Origin of the sequence: Streptomyces sp. NPDC006923, assembly GCF_040635655.1 — a bacterium.
In the GTDB taxonomy this organism is placed as follows: Bacteria; Actinomycetota; Actinomycetes; order Streptomycetales; family Streptomycetaceae; genus Streptomyces.
Map to the genome: position 1 here is coordinate 57264 of NZ_JBEYIF010000008.1, position 17500 is coordinate 74763.

Below are 17500 nucleotides of genomic sequence, written 5' to 3' on the forward strand. Positions count from 1 at the left end.
ACGGACGGGACGGAGAGAAGGGAGAGGGGGGCGGGACCGGCCGGTCCCGCCCCCCTCTCCCCCTGATCAGCCCTGGTTCAGGCTGTTCTTGATGCCCTCGTCGAAGTCGATCGCGTTCTTCATGATGCCGTTGAACATCTCGGAGAAGTCGTTGATGCCCTTGACGGCGGCGGTGAGGCTGGTGTCGAAGTTGTTGTACGTGGTCCTGATGACCTCGCTGGACTGCTGGAAGACCATGCCGTCGTCGACCAGGAGGTTGACCCTGTTGTGGAGGTTGACCAGCATCGGCACGATCTGCTCATGGGCGGCCAGCAGCAGGCCGGCGACGTCCTCGATCTTGTCGTACTGGAGATTGATTCCGTTGTAGGCCATGTCGTCCTTCGCTTCTCTTGTGAGGTGCGGTTGTCAGGTTTCACTTCGGTGTGGGGCTTCGGCTGCCGGGGGCACGGCGGCAGGAGTCCCGGGGCAGGGCGTCGTCCGACGGGTCACTCCCCGTCGGGATCGCCGCCCACCACCGACCATTCCGGCGGGTTCTGTCCGTCGGCGGGACGCGGGCCACGGGTGTACTCGGTGTGTTCACCGTCGCTGTTGGTGACCGTCATGGTGCCGCTGCCGTCGGCGTTGAGATGAGTCTCCGAGCGGACCGTGCTGCCGTCCGGGTACGCGGTGTCGGTGACATAGCTGTTGCCGTTGTCGCTGTAGGTCGTGGTGGAGGTGTACGTCTTCCCGTCGTAGGTGACGGTCGACTCCTCCTTGACCACATGGTTGTTCTCGTCGAGCGTCAGATGCGTCTGCACGCTGCCGCGTTCGGTGGTGATCGTCTGGTCGAGCGGCGGGGTCGGTCCCGGGTCCGTCGCGGAGCAGAAGTCCGGCATCGAGCCGTCGGGGCCCGGCACACACTGGTCGAGATGGGCCTGCCGGTAGTCCCACTGCTCCTTCTGCCGGAAGTAGTTCCCGAGACCCAGGTTGCTCCCGGTGATGCCCATGCCCTGGGCCAGTTCGGAGTCGAAGGAGAGGAACGCCTCGCCGACGGAGCCAAAGGCGTTCGATAGTTCCATGAGCCCGTCGTAGGCCCTGCTGAGCGTGTTCTTGGCCTCGGCGCGCAGTCCCGAGACGGCGTCGGCGACATCCACGCTGCCCAGGATCCTGGCCGCGTCGTCGCCCACGGCCAGTTCGGTGAAGAGGCTGCTGTCGAGGATCGGGCCGATGTCCCCGGCCAGTCGCTGCATGTCGCGCTTCGCGTCGTTCAGGACGTCGTAGTCGATCTTGAGCCTGTCCGGCACGGTATGCCTCCCTGGCGCCTTCACTACCCCGGTCGGCAGGACCACGTGCGGGGCGGCGATCCGGTTCACGGCCGTTCAGGGCTGTTCAGGGCACCCGCGGCGGAAACCCGGCCGCGCCGTGAACCGCGGCCCGCACTGCCACGTGGTCTCTCGGGAGCACACGGGGTACGGAGGGGAAGGCCGTCATGCCACGTCCGACCGACTGGAACGCGATCGGCCTCTCGGGAGACCCCACACCGGGCGAACCCGACCAGATCACCCGGCTCGCCGACCTGTTCACCGAGCTCGGTGGAACGGCGCGGCGCATCTGGGTCGCCATCGAGGCGGTGATGAGCAACGCCAATGACAGCGTGTTCGTCGGCGAGGCGGCGGACGCGCTGCGGGGCAAGGTCGACAACCGGCTGCGCGGCCATGTCGAGGACGTGGCCTGGGCGTTCGAGACCTCGGCCGGGGCGCTCCGCGAATGGGCCACGACGGTCACCGAGCACCAGCAGCGGGCCGATTCCGCCCTCGCGTCCGGGCGCGGGCTCGCGGAGGACGACCCCACGCGGGAGCAGTACACGACGACCGCCCGGGAAGCCGGTGAGAGCCAGGCGGAACAGGGCCGGAGCGTGGCCGGGCGGATCTCCGCGGTCTCTCACATCTCGCTGCCCGTCTCCGCGTGCAAGGTCTTCTGGGAGGCCTTCCAGTGGCTCGCGATCATTCTGATCATCCCGGCGCTCATCCTCGGCGGCCCGATCGCGCTGCTGGCCCTCGGTGTCAATCTGACGCTGTTCATCAAGACCGTCGTGGACTTCGCGCGTGGTGACGCGACCTTCCTCGACCTGTTCCTGGCCGGGCTCGGTCTGATCGCCCCGACCACGAAGGGCCTGCCGATCTTCCAGATCATCAAGGCGGGCACCAAGGCGTTCACCCAGGGCCTGGCGAATTTCGGACGCGGCGCCCTGGTGCTGCTCCGTAATCTCTTCACCGGCGGCGGCTTCCGCTTCGCCCAGATCCTGCCGGGCATGCGGGACCTTCTGGTGCTGGGCACCGGCTGGGTCAGGCAGGGCGGTCTGTGGGTGATGAGGGGTGTTCAGCACATGCCCCAGCTCGCCGGGATGGTCGTCCAGCGCGGCGGCCTGATCGCCATCCAGGGCGTCAAAGCCGTTCCCGGCCTGGTCCGCGCCCTGCCGCCAGCCCTGGGCAGGGGTGCGGTGATGGCGTGGCAGGGCGGCCGGGCCGGGCTCGGCGCGACCTGGAACTTCGCCAGGGCCGAACTCGGCGACGGCAAATGGCTGCGCCTGCTGCTTCCGGTGGACGCGCGGGAGATCGGCCGGTTCGGCCTGGCGAAGGCCCTGAAGATCGGCTTCTTCGAACGCGGGGTCCTGGGCCAGTACAGGTACGGCGCGGCCCTGACGGGCGCGACCGGCCGCGCCGTCAGCGCCGCTCCGATCCCGACCGGCGCGGTGGACGGCCTGGTCGACCTCCCGCGCTTCGAGCTGGCGCAGGTACGGCTCGGCGACTGGGCCGGCCAGTGGTCGGGGCTGCGGCCCTTCGAGGCCGCGAACGGGCCGCTCCACACGGCACTTCAGCCTCCGGCGCTCCATCTGGGGCCGGTGGGCCAGCTCGGCGCCGGGGTCGGTGACCGCGCCGGACTGGGCTTCCACGCGTCGCGCCAGTTGGACGCCCTGGTGGACATGCCCGCCGCCCAGCTCGGGGCGGTGCGGACCGGTGGCTGGGCGAACCCGGCGGGCCGGATGGACGCCGTGCTCGGCGTCAGCGGGAGCGGCGCACCCGAGATCGCGCACCCGTCCGGTCTCTATCTGCCCGCCTCGGCGGGCGCCCCGTCCGCCGTGGGACACGGCGCCGCGGGTACGCTGCTGCCGGGCGCCGCGCACGCCGGAGCGGCAGGTGTCCAGGCCCCGCCGTCCGGGACGGTCACCGTCGATCTCCTGGCCCTGACACGGCCCGGGACGACGCCGGTCCCCGTACACACCGCTCTCACCGCCACCGCGGTCACCCCGCCCGGCGTCTCCGCGACACCGCAGCTCCTGACGCCCCCGGCCCCGGGCGGGACCGCCGGCATCGGGCACACCGCGCTGACCGCGGTGCAGGCGCCGCCGCCCGGCGCGCACCCGGCACTCACCGGCGCCGGAGCCCCGCCGCCCGGCACGGTGGGCACCGCCGATCTGCTGGCCCCGCCGCCCGGCGGGACGGTGCCGGGAACCGCTCACCCGGCGGTCCAGGCACCGCATGTCCAGACGTCCGCCGGCGGCGGGTTCTCGGCCCTCGACCTTGTCGCGGGCGGCCGGGCACGCCCGGATGTCACGGTGAGCGGCGGCGCCGCACTCGCCGACCGCACCACCAGCGCCCTGACGGCCAATCACGTACGGCTCCACCTGGACGAGTTCGTACGCTCGCCGGGCCCCGCCCTGCCCAGCACCCCTGCTCCCGTCCTCTCTTCCGCCCAGGCCACTCCCCCGCACCCGGCCGGAGCCGCCACCGACCGTCTCGGCTCCGCCTTCGACCTGGTGGACTCGGGCCGGGCCGGACGGGCTCCCGGCGGCGGGGACCACGCCCTGGCCGGAGCGCCGGGCGGGCACGGCGCGGTGGTGACGCCCGGCGACGGTCCGTCCGCTCTCGACAAGGGCAAGGGCAGGGCCCATGCCGGAGTACCCGCCAGGGCCGGCGCCCCGCTCCCGCCGGACACCCCGGCCGGAGTCACCGGTGTCCCCGGCGGGACCGGCACGCCCGTCGTGCCCGCCCCCCTCGACGGCCGTCCCGGCCTCCCCGGCGGGACCGGGCCGACCGGTGCTCCCGGGCAGCCCCACCGCCTCACCCCCGCGCAGATCGAACAGCTCTGGGCCAGGGACTCCGACCGGGTCGACGCGCTGTTCGGCGCGGCCGACGACCCGCTGCGCGACATCCGGCGCGACGCGTGGCGGGACTTCAGCCAGGCCCGCCACGACCTCGGCCGGGCGCGGGACAGGGTGCGCGGCGTGGTCGGCGAGACCTCGCACGGACCGGGGGTCCATGAGATCCGGCTCCAGAACGCCCTGGAGAGCGCCGGGCAGCACTACTCCGACACCTACCGCAGGCTCACCGACCTCGGCGTGGAGCCCCGCCGTGTCGACCAGGGCATGAACGCCGTCTACGCCCAGAGCCTGCTGGAACACCCGCGTCTCGTCGCCGGCATGCAGGCCCCGAACGACCTCCCGGATCCCCTGCTCCCGCACGGGCACCGCGGTCCCCTGGTCCCGGCGCCCACCGCGCCACGGCCCGACGGCCCCCGGGGCAGCGGCGGCCCCGGCCCGGACGGCGTGACGCACGCGCTGGACGACGCGCCGCTCCTCCCGGCCCGCGACCCGGCTCTCCGCGGTCCCGGCGCCATCGAGGTGGACGGCCTGCTCGCGGGGCGGGCGGACACCCGCCGCCTCGGCGGTGACGCTCCCGCGCCTCCCGCCGGCAGGACCGTGCCGCTCACCGGGTTCGACGGGCGGCCGACGGGAGACGTACTGCGGCTGGGCGCCGACGGCCCGGGGGCCACCCCCGCTCCTCCCCGGATCGAGGGCCCCGGCGCGGGCGCCGGTGCCGAGGTGCGCGACGGCAGGATCCGGCTCACCGGACCGGACGGCGCGTACCGTGACTTCGACCCGGCCGACGGCCGGCAACTCGCCCAGCGCACACCTCTGTACGGGCGGGACGGCGCCCCGTACCACGGCATGGCCGTCGACAGCCTCCCCGGCGCGCACCGCCTCCACCAGGGTGGCGGCCGGCACTTCGAGGTGCTGGACGGCGGCGGCTTCCGCGTCAGCGACCCGGCCACCGGCCGTACGGTCGCCTTCGACGCGGGAGGCGTGTACACGGGCGACGGCATCCGGCTGCGCGGTCCCGGCGGCGGCTTCGCGGCCGCCGACCGGATCGTCACGGCGGGCGGCGGCGGGCGCGTCGTGACCGACCTCCGGGGCACCCCGCTTCCCGGCAGCCGGCCGGATCTCCTCGACGGCGGCGGGATCCGGGTCACCGACCCCGCCACCGGTGTGTCCGTCCGCTTCGACGCCCGCGGAATCGAGGTGGAGCGGGGCGTCGCCCTCGCGGAGCCCGGTGGCCGCACCTCGTATGTCGTGGCGGGCGGTCCCGGGACGGGCGGACACCGCCTCACCGATGCCGCCGGCGGGCCGCTGCCCGGCCGGGTCGGAGCCGTCGCGGACACCGGCGGGTTCCGCGTCGCCGACGGCCCCGGCTATCAGCTGTACGGCCCCGACGGCGCACACACCGGCCGGGGAACCGCGCTCACCGGACGGGACGGAAACCCCGCCGGGTATCTGGACGTCCGGACGGACGGCGGCCTGCGCTGGATCGACGACGCCTTCAACCCGACGGACGGCCGGGCCGCCGCGCGGGGAGACGGCGGACGCTTCGAGGTCGCCCTGCCCGGCGGGGGCCGGCAGGTCTTCGACCCGGCCTCCGGCGCGCTGTTGCGCGAGGTCACGCCGCTGCCCGGCGGCGCCGGCACCAGGACCGAGTGGGCCGGTCACGGCAGCCTCCGCCAGGGCGAGTTCCTGGAGGTCCGCGCGGACGGCAGCCGGATACGCCAGGGCCTCAACGTGATCCAGGACGGCAGGCGGACCGACTTCCAGTACGTCGTGGAGTTCCCGCAGGGCGGCGGGAACGCCACCTGGCACCGGACCAGGGCCGGGCAGCGTGCGGTCGACGGCACCTTCCACCACGGCAAGGTCACGTCCTACGGGCCCGAGGGGAGCTGGCTGCGGCTGGACAGTTCCACCGGCAAGGGCGTCGAGGTGTTCCAGCGGCGGGTGCTGCCGGACGGTGATGTGCTGGACGCCTTCCGCCGCACGGACACCGTGGGCTTCGGCCACTTCAACCGCCGTACGGTCTGGACCCGGTGGAGCGACGACGGGCAGCTCAGGGGCTGGGGACACCGGCACTACGACACCGCGGGCACCGGCTGGTGGGACACCCCGCACACGAGTGTCGGCGAGGGCAGGTCCGGCCTGAGCGCGGTCCGTGAGTACCGCGACGGCCTCCAGAAATACGGCGACGGCGCCGGACATGTGATCGGGGTCAGGGACCCCAACGGTGGCTGGACCTGGCACCGCTACGACGGCGCGGGCAACGAGCTGGGCAGCGGGCGCCGTACCCACGAGCGCGGCGGCTGGACCGACACCGACGCCGACGGCGCGGTCGTACAGCGCCAGTGGGGGTCCGCGCATCTCCCGGGGAACGCGGGGCACTTCGAGGAGCACCGGCTGGTGGCCCGGGACGGCGGCTGGCACCGGTCCGACCTGTGGGAGCGCCAGTCGCCGCACGGCAAGGAGAGCGGCAGGAACGAGACCCTGGCACCGGGCGTCCAGCTCAGGACCGAGCGCCTGGGCGAGCAGCGCCCGCCGGCCCTGTTCCGCAACCACTTCATGCGGGACGTGGGACACACGCCGCCCAGTCATGCCCATCTCGCGGGCGACAGCAGATTCCAGATGTTCCTGTGGTCGAAGGAGGCCCCGGGCGCGCAGGTCACCGGTGGCGCCCGCTATGTCGGTATGGACGGCGGCGCCGTCGACATCGGCGCGCGGGGGGACTTCGTACGGTCCACGAACAAGCTGCACAACGGCAACACGCTCAAGGTGGGCGACCACGCGCCCCGGCCCGCCCACGATCCCGACGCGGCGGCGAGGGCGTGGCACGAGTCCGGCGGCCGTCCCGGCGGCTACCGGGTGGACACGCCGGGCAGCGGCAGGACGCTCTGGGAGGACCGGATCGCCGTGCAGGGCTCGCCGCCCGATCAGTGGCCGGTCGCCCGCGAGGGGCTGCTCGACGGCTCGGTGCGCGAATACCGCGACCCGCCGCTCGCCCACCAGCCCCGCGAGCGCGGCGAGTGGGTGACCCGTGACGCGCACGGGAACCTGACGGGTATCCAGCATCCGTCCCGGTCAGCCGTTCCCGCCGGCCAGGGAGACCGTTTCGTCCGGGGCTCCGGGCATCCCGACTCCGACAGGTGGACCTGGAAGCTGGTGGACGGCGACGGCGCGGACATCACCGCGGGCCCGGGTCCCTTCGCCGGACGCCGTGAATTCTTCCGCGGCTCCAACAACCCGGCCCTGTCCTGGGACGACTCCTTCCGTGACTTCGACGCGGCCGGGAATCTGGTCCGCGAGCGGCGGATGCTCGACGGCGGCTCCTATGTCGACGCCTGGGCGGACGGCGACCGCTGGCTGAGCGCGAAATACCAACGCGGTGGCAACGCCGTCGACTTCGGCGGCGGACAGCAGGTACGGCAGTGGTGGCGGGACGGCGCCTGGCGCGACGACTGGGCCCCCGGCGCCCGGCACTGGCAGGACATCCTGCGGCCGGACGGCGCTCCCGGCGGCGGTACGGTGCTCCGTTCCGTACCGACGCACGGAAACGGTCCGCTGCGGGTGCGCGAGTTCCGGGCCGACGCCAACGCGCGGGCGGCGGACGGCGTCTGGAAGGAGTTCGACCACGGTTCGGTCGTCCGTCAGCGCAAGGCGCTGAGCGACGGGACGTTCCTGGAGACCGACGCGTGGCGCGGCCAGTGGCGCACCTACGACGCGAACGGTTCGCTCGTCGCGCAGCGCACCGACAGCGGGCTGGTCTTCGAGACCCGCGACGGACGCCTCCAGCTCACCGGGAACGAGTACGACTTCCGGGGGCAGCTCACCGAGGTCCGGGGCTGGGGCCGCCGGGTCCGCGAGGCCCAGCGCATGCCGTGGAGCGGCACACCCCAGTTGGGTGAGTCGCTGTACCAGCCGTACTGGCAGACGGTGGCGGGCAAGGCGGCGCTGGAGTTCGGCCAGGAGTTCATCCTGGAGTTCGGTGCCAACCTGGCCGTGAACGGCATCGTGGCGGCGGCGCAGAACAAGCCCTTCACGGGCAAGGACGCCCTGAAGTCGTTCGCCAACGCGGCCGTGTCGGCGGGTATCAAGACCGGCGTCGGCACGCTCGTGCACGAGAACAGCCTGCCGCTCTTCCGCGATCTCGGCTCGGGACGGGCCGGTCTGGCCAATGTGGACGGCGGCAAGCACTGGAACCGCAGGCCCATGAACCACGACAAGACCTGGGCCAACGAGTGGGGCGGCAACGAGACCGCGACACGCTGGCGCGGCGGCACCTACGACTTCGGCTTCGGTGTCGGCACCAGTGTGCTCGCTGGCTGGGTCAACGGATCCATGAACGCCGCGGTGTGGGGCGTCAGCGACGCGAACGGCAACACGGTCAAACTCACCGGCTGGGACGCGGTCGGCGACGGCGGTATCAATGCCCTGGCCTCCCTCACCACGTCGGTGTCCACCGGTCTCGCGAAAAACATCGCCCTGCTCAGCACCGGTGGCCGGCTCTTCCACCGCCAGGGCTTCGCGGACTTCTGGCTGCAACTGCCCTTCAAGATCTTCGAGAAGAGCATCCAGTCGGTCTTCCTGACCTCCGCGTACCGCGCGAGCATCAACCCGTCCTGGTACCAGGTGCCGCCGCCCGCGCCGTCCCCCGGTCCCGGGACCACCGCCCCGTAGGCATCCGTGCCCCAATCCGCAGAACCCGCGAGGAACAGACCATGACCCGTCTTACGGTGGCGCCCAGAGGACAGGGCGGCCGGGGCACCTTCCGCCGCATCGGCGACGCCGTCCGCGCGGCGGCGCCCGGCGATCTCGTGGCGGTCGCACCCGGCACCTATACGGAGACCGTCCTGCTGGACCGTGCCGTCGTCCTGGTGGCGGAGGGCGGTCCCGGCAGCGTGACGCTCACCGCTCCCCCCGGCGGGGGTCCGGCCCTGACCGCCACGGGCCCGGACTGCGCGGTGCGGGGCGTCACCGTACGGGGCGCCGATCCGGCGGAGCCGGTGGTCACCGTCTCGGCGGGCGCGGGACTGGTCCTGGAGGACTGCGCCGTCGTGAGCGGCCGGGTGCAGGCGCGCGGCGCCGACGGCGAACCGGCCGAAGAGCAAGAAGAGCACGAAGAGCACGAAGAGCACGACGAGCCGGCCGGCGTCGCAGTGACCGCCGTGCTGCTGCGCCGCTGCCGTCTGGAGGGCGCTCGTGGCGCCGGACTGCATCTGGCGGGCGGGGTGAGGGCGCGGCTTGAGGACACCCTGGTCCGCGCCGTCGAGGGAACCGGTGTCGTCCTGTCCGGCACCGCCCGGCTGGAGGCCGTACGGATGCGGCTGGAGGGCTCGACGGGCTCCGGCATCCGGCTGCGCGGCCGGTCGCGGCTGCGCCTCGCCGACTCCGTGCTCCAGGACGCGGGGCGGGCCGGTCTGCTGCTGGAGGACGCCTGCCGGGCGACGGCGGACGAGCTGCGGATCGAGTCGCCGGGTTCGGCCGGTGTCCATCTCACCGGTACGGCGCGGGCCGAGCTGTCCGACTGCCGGATCCGGCACGCGTCGGCCAGTGGTCTCGTGGTCCAGGAGGACGCCGTCCTCACCGCACGGGGATGTTCGGTCGCCGATGCCGGGGCCAATGGACTGCTGGTCACCGGCGCGGCCGGCGCGACGCTGACGGACTGCCGCATCGACCGCAGTGCCTTCAGCGCCGTCCATCTGTCCGGCACGGCGACCGGACGGCTGACGGACTGTCTGGTGCGCGACGGCGCGGAGCACGGCGTCCACGCCACGGACGCGTCCCGGGCGGAACTCGCCGACTGCGCCATCGGCGGGGTGGGCATGACCGGGGTGGCCGTACTCGACCGGGCCGCCGCCACGGTGACGGGCTGCCGGATCACCGGCGCCGCCACGGGGGTCGTCGTGGGCTCGGCCGCCGGCACCACTGTCGAGCACTCCACGGTGAGCGGGACGACGGACATCGGCGTCCAGCTCGCGGAGGGCGCGGCGGCCGTACTCGCCGGCGTCCGGATCACCGGCGCGGGAGCGGCCGGGGTCGTGGTGGACGCGGGAGCGGACGCCACGGTGAACGGCGGCTCGGTGGAGGACTGTGCCGGTTCCGGTGTCGTCGTGTGGACGGGAGCCCGGCCCGCGTTCAGTCATGTACGGATCGAGCGGCCGGCCAAGAACGGCGTCTTTCTGGCCGAGGGCGCCGGAGGCGCCTTCACCTCACTGGACGTGGTCGGTTCCGGATTCCCGGCGCTGCACATCGGCGCCAAGGCCGACCCGGAGTTCCGCCACTGCCGGATCCGGGACTGCGCCGAGGCGCTCGGCGAGGACGAGGGCGCGGCCGCGGTGCTGGAGGACTGCACGGCGGACGGTGTCCCGCTGGCCCCCGTGCCCGCCGTCGCACCGGCGGCGGGGGCTGCCGCCGCCCGTACGGCCACCAGAGGGCCGGGGGCGGCGGAGGAGCCGGACGCGCCCGAGGAGCACCTTGACGACCTGCTGGTCGAACTGCACGAACTGGTCGGTCTCGACCGCGTCAAACACGATGTGGGCTCACTGGTCAAACTGATGCAGACGGTCCGCCGCCGGGAGGAGGCGGGCCTGCCGGCCCCGCCGCTCAGCCGGCATCTCGTCTTCGCGGGCAATCCGGGCACCGGAAAAACGACGGTGGCCCGGCTGTACGGCAGGCTGCTCAAGGCCCTCGGCCTGCTGCGCCGCGGGCATCTGGTGGAGGTCGACAGAACGGCCCTGGTGGGCGAGTACGTGGGGCACACCGGCCCCAAGACCGCCGCCGCCTTCAACCGCGCCCTGGGCGGGGTGCTCTTCATCGACGAGGCGTACTCCCTGGCGCCGCTGGGCGGAGGCAATGACTTCGGTCTTGAGGCCGTGACCACGCTGGTCAAACTGATGGAGGACCACCGGGACGACGTGGTGGTCATCGCCGCCGGCTACCCCGGCGAGATGACCCGTTTCGTCAACTCCAACCCGGGGCTCGCCTCCCGCTTCGGGCGCACTCTCGTGTTCGAGGACTACGACGCCTCGGAGCTGGTCTCGATCTTCGAGTACGAGGCGAAGGAGCACCAGTACGAGCTGACCGCGTCCGCCCGGGAGGGGCTGACGGGCCTCTTCGAGCGGGTGCCGCGTGGCGAGGGCTTCGGCAATGGGCGCTCGGCGCGGCAGATGTTCCAGGAGATGACGGAACGCCAGGCGCAGCGGGTGGCGATGCTGGGCGCGCCGACGCCGGAGGAGCTGATGAGCCTGGAGGCGCAGGATCTGCCGCCGGCCGCATCCGGGTCCTGAGGACCCCGTGTGTTCCGCCCTCCGGGCCTTCTCGCCGATCCGGACCGGCGGGGCGGCTCGAGGCCCTGTCCGGTGGCCGGGCCGTCAGGCGCCGGAGCGGTTGGCCACAGCAGTCTTCCGCCAACAGGGGCCGGGGCTCGCCGTCCTATGCCGTCGGCACGTTGTACGAGATCAGCGAGGTCTGCCCGGCCGACATCCGCAGTTCGGTGACCGCGCAGTTGCGGAGCCCGGGGAACACCCGCCGGTACTCGCTCTCGGGAATGCCGAGCAGCCGGCACAGGACCAGCCGGAACAAGGTGTTGTGCGCGACGGCCAGGACACGGCGTCCCGGGTGGGTGTCCGCCAGGCGGTGCAGGGCCGCGGCGCCCCGGGCGGCGGCGGCCCTCGGGTCCTCTCCGGCCGGCAGCGGGTGGCCGGCCGGGTCGCGGCGGAACGCCGCCACCTCACGCGGATGTGACGCTTCGAGTTCGACGAGGGTCCGGCCCTCGGCGAGCCCGAAGTCGGTTTCGAGCAGGTCCGGTTCGACCACGGCGGCCAGACCCGTCGACCGGGCCGCGGGCGCGGCGGTGCGGCGGGCGCGGGACAGCGGTGAGGTCACGATCGCGTCGAGCCCGGCGCCCGCGGCCCAGACGCCGAGCGCGGCGGCCTGCTCGATCCCCCGCCGGGTCAGATCGATGTCGCTGACGCCCGCGTAACGGTTCTCGGCGTGCCAGACGGTCTCGCCGTGCCGCGCGAGGAACACAGTGGTGGGTGCGGACGTCATCCGTGCTCCCGGGCGTAGGCGGCCGTCCTGGAGGGCAGCCAGCCGCGTCGTTCCAGTTCGCCGACGAGGGTGCCGAAGGGCTCGGCGAAGCGCCGGGCGGCTCCGGGCCGCGGCTCCAGGACCGTACGGACGCGCACCATACCCCGGACGGCGGACAGGGGCGTGGGGCCGGCCCCGCCGGAGCCCGCGCCGTCGCGTGTCACACCATAGGCGGCGAGGACCGCCATGCCGAGGGCGGAGTCCGTGTGCTCCGGGACAACGGCGCTCCGTCCCAGTACGTCGGCGCGGAGCTGATTCCAGTAGGGACTGCGGCTGGCGCCGCCGGTGAAGGTGACCGGCCCCTCGACCGGGGCGCCGAGCAGCCGGACATAGGCGAGACAGAGCCGCTCGACCAGTGCGACGCCCTGGAGCAGCGCGGCGTGCCGGTCGGCGTCGTCGGCCGGGCGGCCGAGCATGAACGCCTCGGCGTCGGAGGCCAGGAACGGAAACCGTTCGCCGCGCGAGACCAGCGGGTAGGCGACGGCGCGCGACGGCTCCCGGGCCGCGGCGAGGCGATCGAGGCGGGCGAGGTCCGCGTCGGGGAACGCGCGGCTCAGGGCGCCGGCGCCGACGCTGGAGGCACCGCCGGGAAGCCAGTGGCCGTCCGGGGAACGGTGGCTGTAGAGCACGCCGTCCGGGTCGTGGAGCGGTGCGGCGGTGACACCCTTGAGGACGAGGGTGGTGCCGAGGACGGTGTTCCACTGCCCGACTTCCCAGGCCCCGGAGCCGAGTTGGGCGGCGCATCCGTCGGTCATGCCCGCGAGGACGGGGGTGCCTTCGGCGAGTCCCGTGGCGTCCGCCGCCTCGCGGCAGACCGTACCGAGCGGAGCGCCGGGAGGCAGCACCGCGGGGAAGTCGAGCCCGGACAGGCCGAGTTCCTCGTGGACCGCGGTCGGCCAGGCGCCGGTGTGCTGGTCGTAGCCGGTCTTGAGGGCATGGCTGGAGTCGGTCGGCACGGGCCGCCCGACGAGCCGGGTGGTGATGAAGTCCGCCTGGTGGCAGACGCGGGCGCCGCGGAGAGCGGAGGCGCCGCTGTGCCGGCCGTGGCGGGTGAGCCAGACGAGTTTGGGAAGGGCCCAGCTCGGCTGGATGCGGTGGCCGAGTGACCGCCATACCTCGGCGCCCGCCTCCTGGGCGATCCGGGCCTCGGCGCCGGCCCGGCCGTCGTCGTACATGAGCGCCGGTGTCAGTGGTGTCCCGCGTGAGTCGGTCAGCAGCACGGTGCCGGACGTGCCGCACACCGCGAGCCCCCGCACCCGAGCGGCGGCGAGCGGCCGCAGGGCCCGGCGGATCGCGGCGCGGACACCGTCCCACCAGTCGGAGGGGGACTGCTCGTGGCGGTTCCCGTCGCGGTGTCCGGCGAGCGGGGCGGAGCCGCGGCCGAGCACCCGGCCGTCGTCGGTGACGGCCAGCGCGCGTACTCCCTGGGTCCCCAGGTCGACTCCCAGCCAGACGTCCTGGTGGCGTGTGTCCGTCACAAGTTCCCGCCTTCTGGTCGTCCGGTCGTCTCGGCCGTCCGGTGATCCCGGCTGTCCCGTACATCGCGGCCGGCCGGCGATCCCACAGTACTTTTCACACGGTGGCCGCGCTGTGAGCGGAGTGCTCCGGTACTGTCCCGGCGCGGCGGGCCGCCGCCGTATGCCCTGATGGGAAGGGTTCCGAAGCAACGCCCCGGATCGGCCGACGGGTTGACCCGGCGGGCGCCGGTGGTGAACACTGCCGACGGTACCTCAAGAAGCTGTGTTATATCCTCAGAGATTGATGTTACTGGTGAGATGCCCCGGGCGGAGGAGTAGATATGTCCCTACCTGTCCGTGGGCGACGGACGGGAACGGGACCGCGGAATGTCACAGGGCAAGCACCAGCGGGGTCCCGCACAGCGCCGCCGGGAAATCTCCGATCTCGTGCTCACGGAGGGGCCCGCGTCGGCGTCGGATCTGGCGGAGCGGTTCGGCGTGAGTCCGATGACGATCTACCGCGACATCGACGAGCTCGAACGCGAGGGCGTCCTGCGGAAGTTCCGCGGCGGCGTGACCGCCCAGCCCTCGGGTGTGTTCGAGAGCAATGTCGCCTACCGCAAGAATTCCATGCGGCCGGAGAAGGAGGCCGTCGCCGCCCTGGCGGCGGGCATGATCGAACCCGGTATGTCGGTGATGATCGACGACTCGACCACCGCGCTGGAACTGGCGCGGCTTCTGCCGAGCGTCGGGCCGCTGACCGTTGTCACCAACTTCCTTGAGGCGCTGAACCTGCTCGCGGAAGAACGCGGGATCCATCTCATGGCCCTGGGCGGCGACTACGACCCGCTGCACGGATCCTTCCTGGGGGTGCCCTGCGTGGAAGCCGTCGAGGCCCTGCGAGTCGATCTGTGCTTCGTGTCCACGTCCTCCGTCCACGGCGGCTTCGCCTTCCACCAGGAACAGCGCATCGTCGCCGTCAAGCGCGCCATGCTCAAGGCCGCCGGCCGCAGCGTGCTCATGATCGACCACTCCAAGCTCGGCCGTACGGCGCTGCACCGGCTGGCCCCTCTCGGCGCGTTCGACGTCGTACTGATCGACGACCGCATATCCCAGGACGCGCTGCGTTCCCTCGACGAGAGCGGGGTCCGCTACGAGATCGCCCCGACCTGAGCCCGAGCCGTGTCCCCGGACAGCGGCCAGGGCCGGGTGCCCGATCCACCGCCAAGGAGACCTCGCCGATGAGAATCCTCGCCGCGGGCGACCACTTTGTCGCCCCCGAACTGTTCGCCCGGGAGCTGACGGCCGCGATCGGGACCGGTCACACCATCGATGAGCTGGTTCTGCCCTGGCCGCTGACGCCCTTCGGACCGGTCCGCGAGGTCGACGAGGCGTCCGGTGACGAGGAGACCGTCATCATGGCGCTCCAGGGGGTGCGGATCTGTGTCACACAGATGGCCCCGGTCACCCGGCGGGTGCTCGGCAGCGCACCCGATCTGCGTCTGGTGGTGGTCGGCCGGGGCGGCCCGGTCAATGTCAATCTGGACGCGGCGAGGGAACGCGGCGTCCAGGTGTGCAACACCCCGGGGCGCAACGCGGCCGCCACCGCCGAGTACACGGTGGGACTGATGCTGGCGGCGATGCGCCGCATCCCGGAGACCTCGGCGGCGCTGGCCGCGGGGCGCTGGGCGGGAGAGTTCTACACGTACGCCAATTGCGGCCCGGGGCTGGACGGTGCGAGGGTCGGACTGATCGGCTGCGGCGCGGTCGGCAGCCGGGTGGCCAGGGCCCTCACCGCGCTCGGCGCCGACGTCAGCGTGTACGACCCCTACGCCGACCCCGGGACGCTGAGCCGCTCCGGCACCCCGGTCGCCGGCCTCGACGAGTTGCTGCGGCGCTCCGACGTGGTGTCGCTGCACGCGCGGCTGACCCCGGAGACCCGCGGCCTGCTCGGCGCCCGCGAACTCGCCCTGCTTCCCGAGGGCGCCGTCGTGGTCAACTGCGCGCGCGGCGCCCTCCTGGACGAGGACGCGCTGTGCGACGCGCTGGAATCGGGCCGGCTGGCCGCGGCGGCGCTCGACGTGTTCGCCGTGGAGCCCCCGCCGCCCGGTTCACGGCTGCGTTCCGCTCCCCGGCTTGTCATGACGCCCCATCTGGCGGGGGCGAACACCTCGGTCGCGCACAACGCGGCGCGGACGGCGGCGGCCGAGGTGAGCAGATTCCTGCGCGGCGAGGAGCTCGCGCACCGCGTGGTCTGAGAGTTCACAGCGATACCGCGAAACCGCGAAACCACCAAGTGACGCCGCGCCGGCCCGGCCCCCGCGAGTCGGGGACGGCACCGGGGGCGGCCAGGGAAGGGAGACACGGTGCTGGTCGGACTGGACATGGGTACCTCGGTCGCCAAGGCGGCGGCCTTCGCCGAGGACGGCACGGCGCTGCGGGTGGAATCGAGGCCCGTCTCGCTCGGCGGGCGGGGCGAGGAGGTCGAGCAGGATGTCGAAGAGGTCGTCCGCGCCGCCACCGACGTCCTGGCCGCCGTGACCGAAGGCCGGGCGCCGGACCTGGTCGCCATCACCGGCCAGGGCGACGGCCTGTGGCTGCTCGACGCGCGGGGACGCGCCGTACGTCCCGCGCTGTCCTGGATGGACGGCCGGGCGGGCGGCCTGGTCGCGGGATGGATGGAGGACGGCACCGCGGCCCATCTGTACCGGCGCACCGGAAACGTCCTCTTCCCCGGGTCCGCCGGCCCCCTGATGGCCTGGCTGGACCGTTATGAGCCGGAGTCGCTGGACGCGGCCGCGATCGCCTCGTGCTGCAAGGACATGCTGCATCTGCGTCTCACCGGTGAGCGCGGCACCGACCTGTCCGACGCCTCGGTCCCCTTCCTCGACCCGCGCACCCGCGGCTACTCCCAGGACGCGCTCACGGCCCTCGGGCTCGGACACCGCGCGGATCTGCTGCCTCCCATCGCCGCGACCCTGCCGTACGGGGAGGCGCGCGGGCACACCTCGTGTCTGCCGCAGGGGACGCCGGTGACCTCCGGGCCGTACGACCTTCCCGCCTGTGCGACGGGCGCGGGTGTGACCGAACCCGGCGACGGACTGCTCATCGTCGGTACGACACTGGCGTGTCAGGTCGTCGTCGAGCGGGTCGCGTTCGACGAGGACCCCGTGGGCTTTCATCTCGCCACGGCCAGACCGGACCGTCACCTCCGGGCGCTGCCCGCGATGACCGGCACGGTCGCGCTCGACTGGGTGCTCACCCTCACCGGCGGCTCCCACGACCAGGTCTCGGGAATGCTGGACGAGAGCCCGCGCGGTGCCCGGGGCGTGGCCGCGCTGCCCTATCTCTCGCCCTCGGGCGAACGGGCCCCGTTCGTCGACCACACCGCGCGGGCCGAGTTCACCGGCCTGGATCTGCGGGCCTCGCGTGCCGATCTGGTCCGCGGCATGTGCGAGGCGATCGCCTTCGCGGCCCGGCACTGTCTGGACGCCGCGGGCCTCACCGGGGAACTCGCCATCTGCGGCGGCGGCACCCGCAGCCTCGCCTGGCTGCGGCTGTTCGCCGATGTGCTCGGACGGCCGCTGCGGGTCGCCCGGGGACCGGAACCGGGCGCGCGCGGAGCCGTGCTGGCCGCCGTGGCGGCCCGGGGCCGGGAGCTCGGCCGCGACCTGGACATCGCCGCGTGGACGGCGCCCGAGGTCGTGGTGGATCCGGATCCGGCGGGCGTCGCGTTCTACGACCAGGCGTACATCGACTATCTGTTCCGGGTCGCGAGCGCCCGGACCCGCTGGCGGGGCCCCGCCGACAGGCGCTGACCCCG

9 protein-coding genes are annotated in these 17500 nt (G+C 73.3%); 5 read left to right on the forward strand and 4 right to left on the reverse strand.

Annotated elements, in window-relative coordinates; genetic code table 11:
- Window positions 1-66: 66 nt before the first annotated feature.
- Window positions 67-372, reverse strand: a complete 306-nt coding sequence (locus tag ABZ707_RS17850) for a hypothetical protein (RefSeq protein WP_319678970.1) — start codon at window positions 370-372, stop codon at window positions 67-69.
- Window positions 373-485: 113 nt separating this feature from the next.
- Window positions 486-1283, reverse strand: a complete 798-nt coding sequence (locus ABZ707_RS17855) for a hypothetical protein (protein ID WP_360175112.1) — start codon at window positions 1281-1283, stop codon at window positions 486-488.
- Between the two features lie 185 nt (window positions 1284-1468).
- Here ABZ707_RS17855 and ABZ707_RS17860 point away from each other — a divergent pair, with 185 nt between their 5' ends.
- Both ABZ707_RS17860 and ABZ707_RS17865 read left to right on the forward strand, forming a co-directional pair.
- Entirely contained in the window at window positions 1469-8809 is a 7341-nt protein-coding gene (locus ABZ707_RS17860) for a hypothetical protein (protein WP_360175115.1), read from the forward strand.
- A gap of 41 nt (window positions 8810-8850) precedes the next feature.
- Window positions 8851-11418 (forward strand): right-handed parallel beta-helix repeat-containing protein, encoded by a 2568-nt coding sequence (locus ABZ707_RS17865; RefSeq protein ID WP_360175118.1) that lies wholly within the window; start codon window positions 8851-8853, stop codon window positions 11416-11418.
- A gap of 145 nt (window positions 11419-11563) precedes the next feature.
- Here the strand turns inward: ABZ707_RS17865 and ABZ707_RS17870 are convergent, their stop codons facing one another.
- Together ABZ707_RS17870 and ABZ707_RS17875 are read right to left on the reverse strand one after the other, a co-directional pair.
- A complete protein-coding gene (locus ABZ707_RS17870; RefSeq protein ID WP_360175121.1) occupies window positions 11564-12181 on the reverse strand; it encodes a histidine phosphatase family protein in 618 nt (205 codons plus the stop codon).
- Window positions 12178-13698 carry an FGGY family carbohydrate kinase gene (locus tag ABZ707_RS17875; protein ID WP_360175124.1) on the reverse strand — a complete coding sequence of 507 codons (1521 nt, stop codon included), beginning with the start codon at window positions 13696-13698 and terminating at the stop codon, window positions 12178-12180. The genes ABZ707_RS17870 and ABZ707_RS17875 overlap by 4 nt, the downstream gene beginning before the upstream one ends.
- A 366-nt stretch (window positions 13699-14064) precedes the next feature.
- Here ABZ707_RS17875 and ABZ707_RS17880 point away from each other — a divergent pair, with 366 nt between their 5' ends.
- The 3 genes from ABZ707_RS17880 (at window position 14065) to ABZ707_RS17890 (ending at window position 17495) form a co-directional block, all read left to right on the forward strand.
- On the forward strand, window positions 14065-14850 hold the full coding sequence (locus tag ABZ707_RS17880) for a DeoR/GlpR family DNA-binding transcription regulator (RefSeq protein WP_360175127.1): 786 nt from the start codon (window positions 14065-14067) through the stop codon (window positions 14848-14850).
- A gap of 68 nt (window positions 14851-14918) precedes the next feature.
- Window positions 14919-15935, forward strand: coding sequence for a 2-hydroxyacid dehydrogenase (locus ABZ707_RS17885; protein ID WP_360175130.1), 1017 nt, complete (start codon window positions 14919-14921; stop codon window positions 15933-15935).
- Window positions 15936-16043: 108 nt separating this feature from the next.
- Window positions 16044-17495, forward strand: coding sequence for an FGGY family carbohydrate kinase (locus ABZ707_RS17890; RefSeq protein ID WP_360175133.1), 1452 nt, complete (start codon window positions 16044-16046; stop codon window positions 17493-17495).
- The last annotated feature ends 5 nt before the right edge of the window (window positions 17496-17500 follow it).

Bases quoted from the DNA above. Each gene is read 5' to 3' on its own strand.
- ABZ707_RS17850 (WP_319678970.1), bottom strand. From the start codon at position 372: ATGGCCTACAACGGAATCAATCTCCAGTACGACAAGATCGAGGACGTC.
- ABZ707_RS17860 (WP_360175115.1), top strand. From the start codon at position 1,469: ATGCCACGTCCGACCGACTGGAACGCGATCGGCCTCTCGGGAGACCCC.
- ABZ707_RS17865 (WP_360175118.1), top strand. From the start codon at position 8,851: ATGACCCGTCTTACGGTGGCGCCCAGAGGACAGGGCGGCCGGGGCACC.
- ABZ707_RS17870 (WP_360175121.1), bottom strand. From the start codon at position 12,181: ATGACGTCCGCACCCACCACTGTGTTCCTCGCGCGGCACGGCGAGACC.
- ABZ707_RS17880 (WP_360175127.1), top strand. From the start codon at position 14,065: ATGTCACAGGGCAAGCACCAGCGGGGTCCCGCACAGCGCCGCCGGGAA.
- ABZ707_RS17885 (WP_360175130.1), top strand. From the start codon at position 14,919: ATGAGAATCCTCGCCGCGGGCGACCACTTTGTCGCCCCCGAACTGTTC.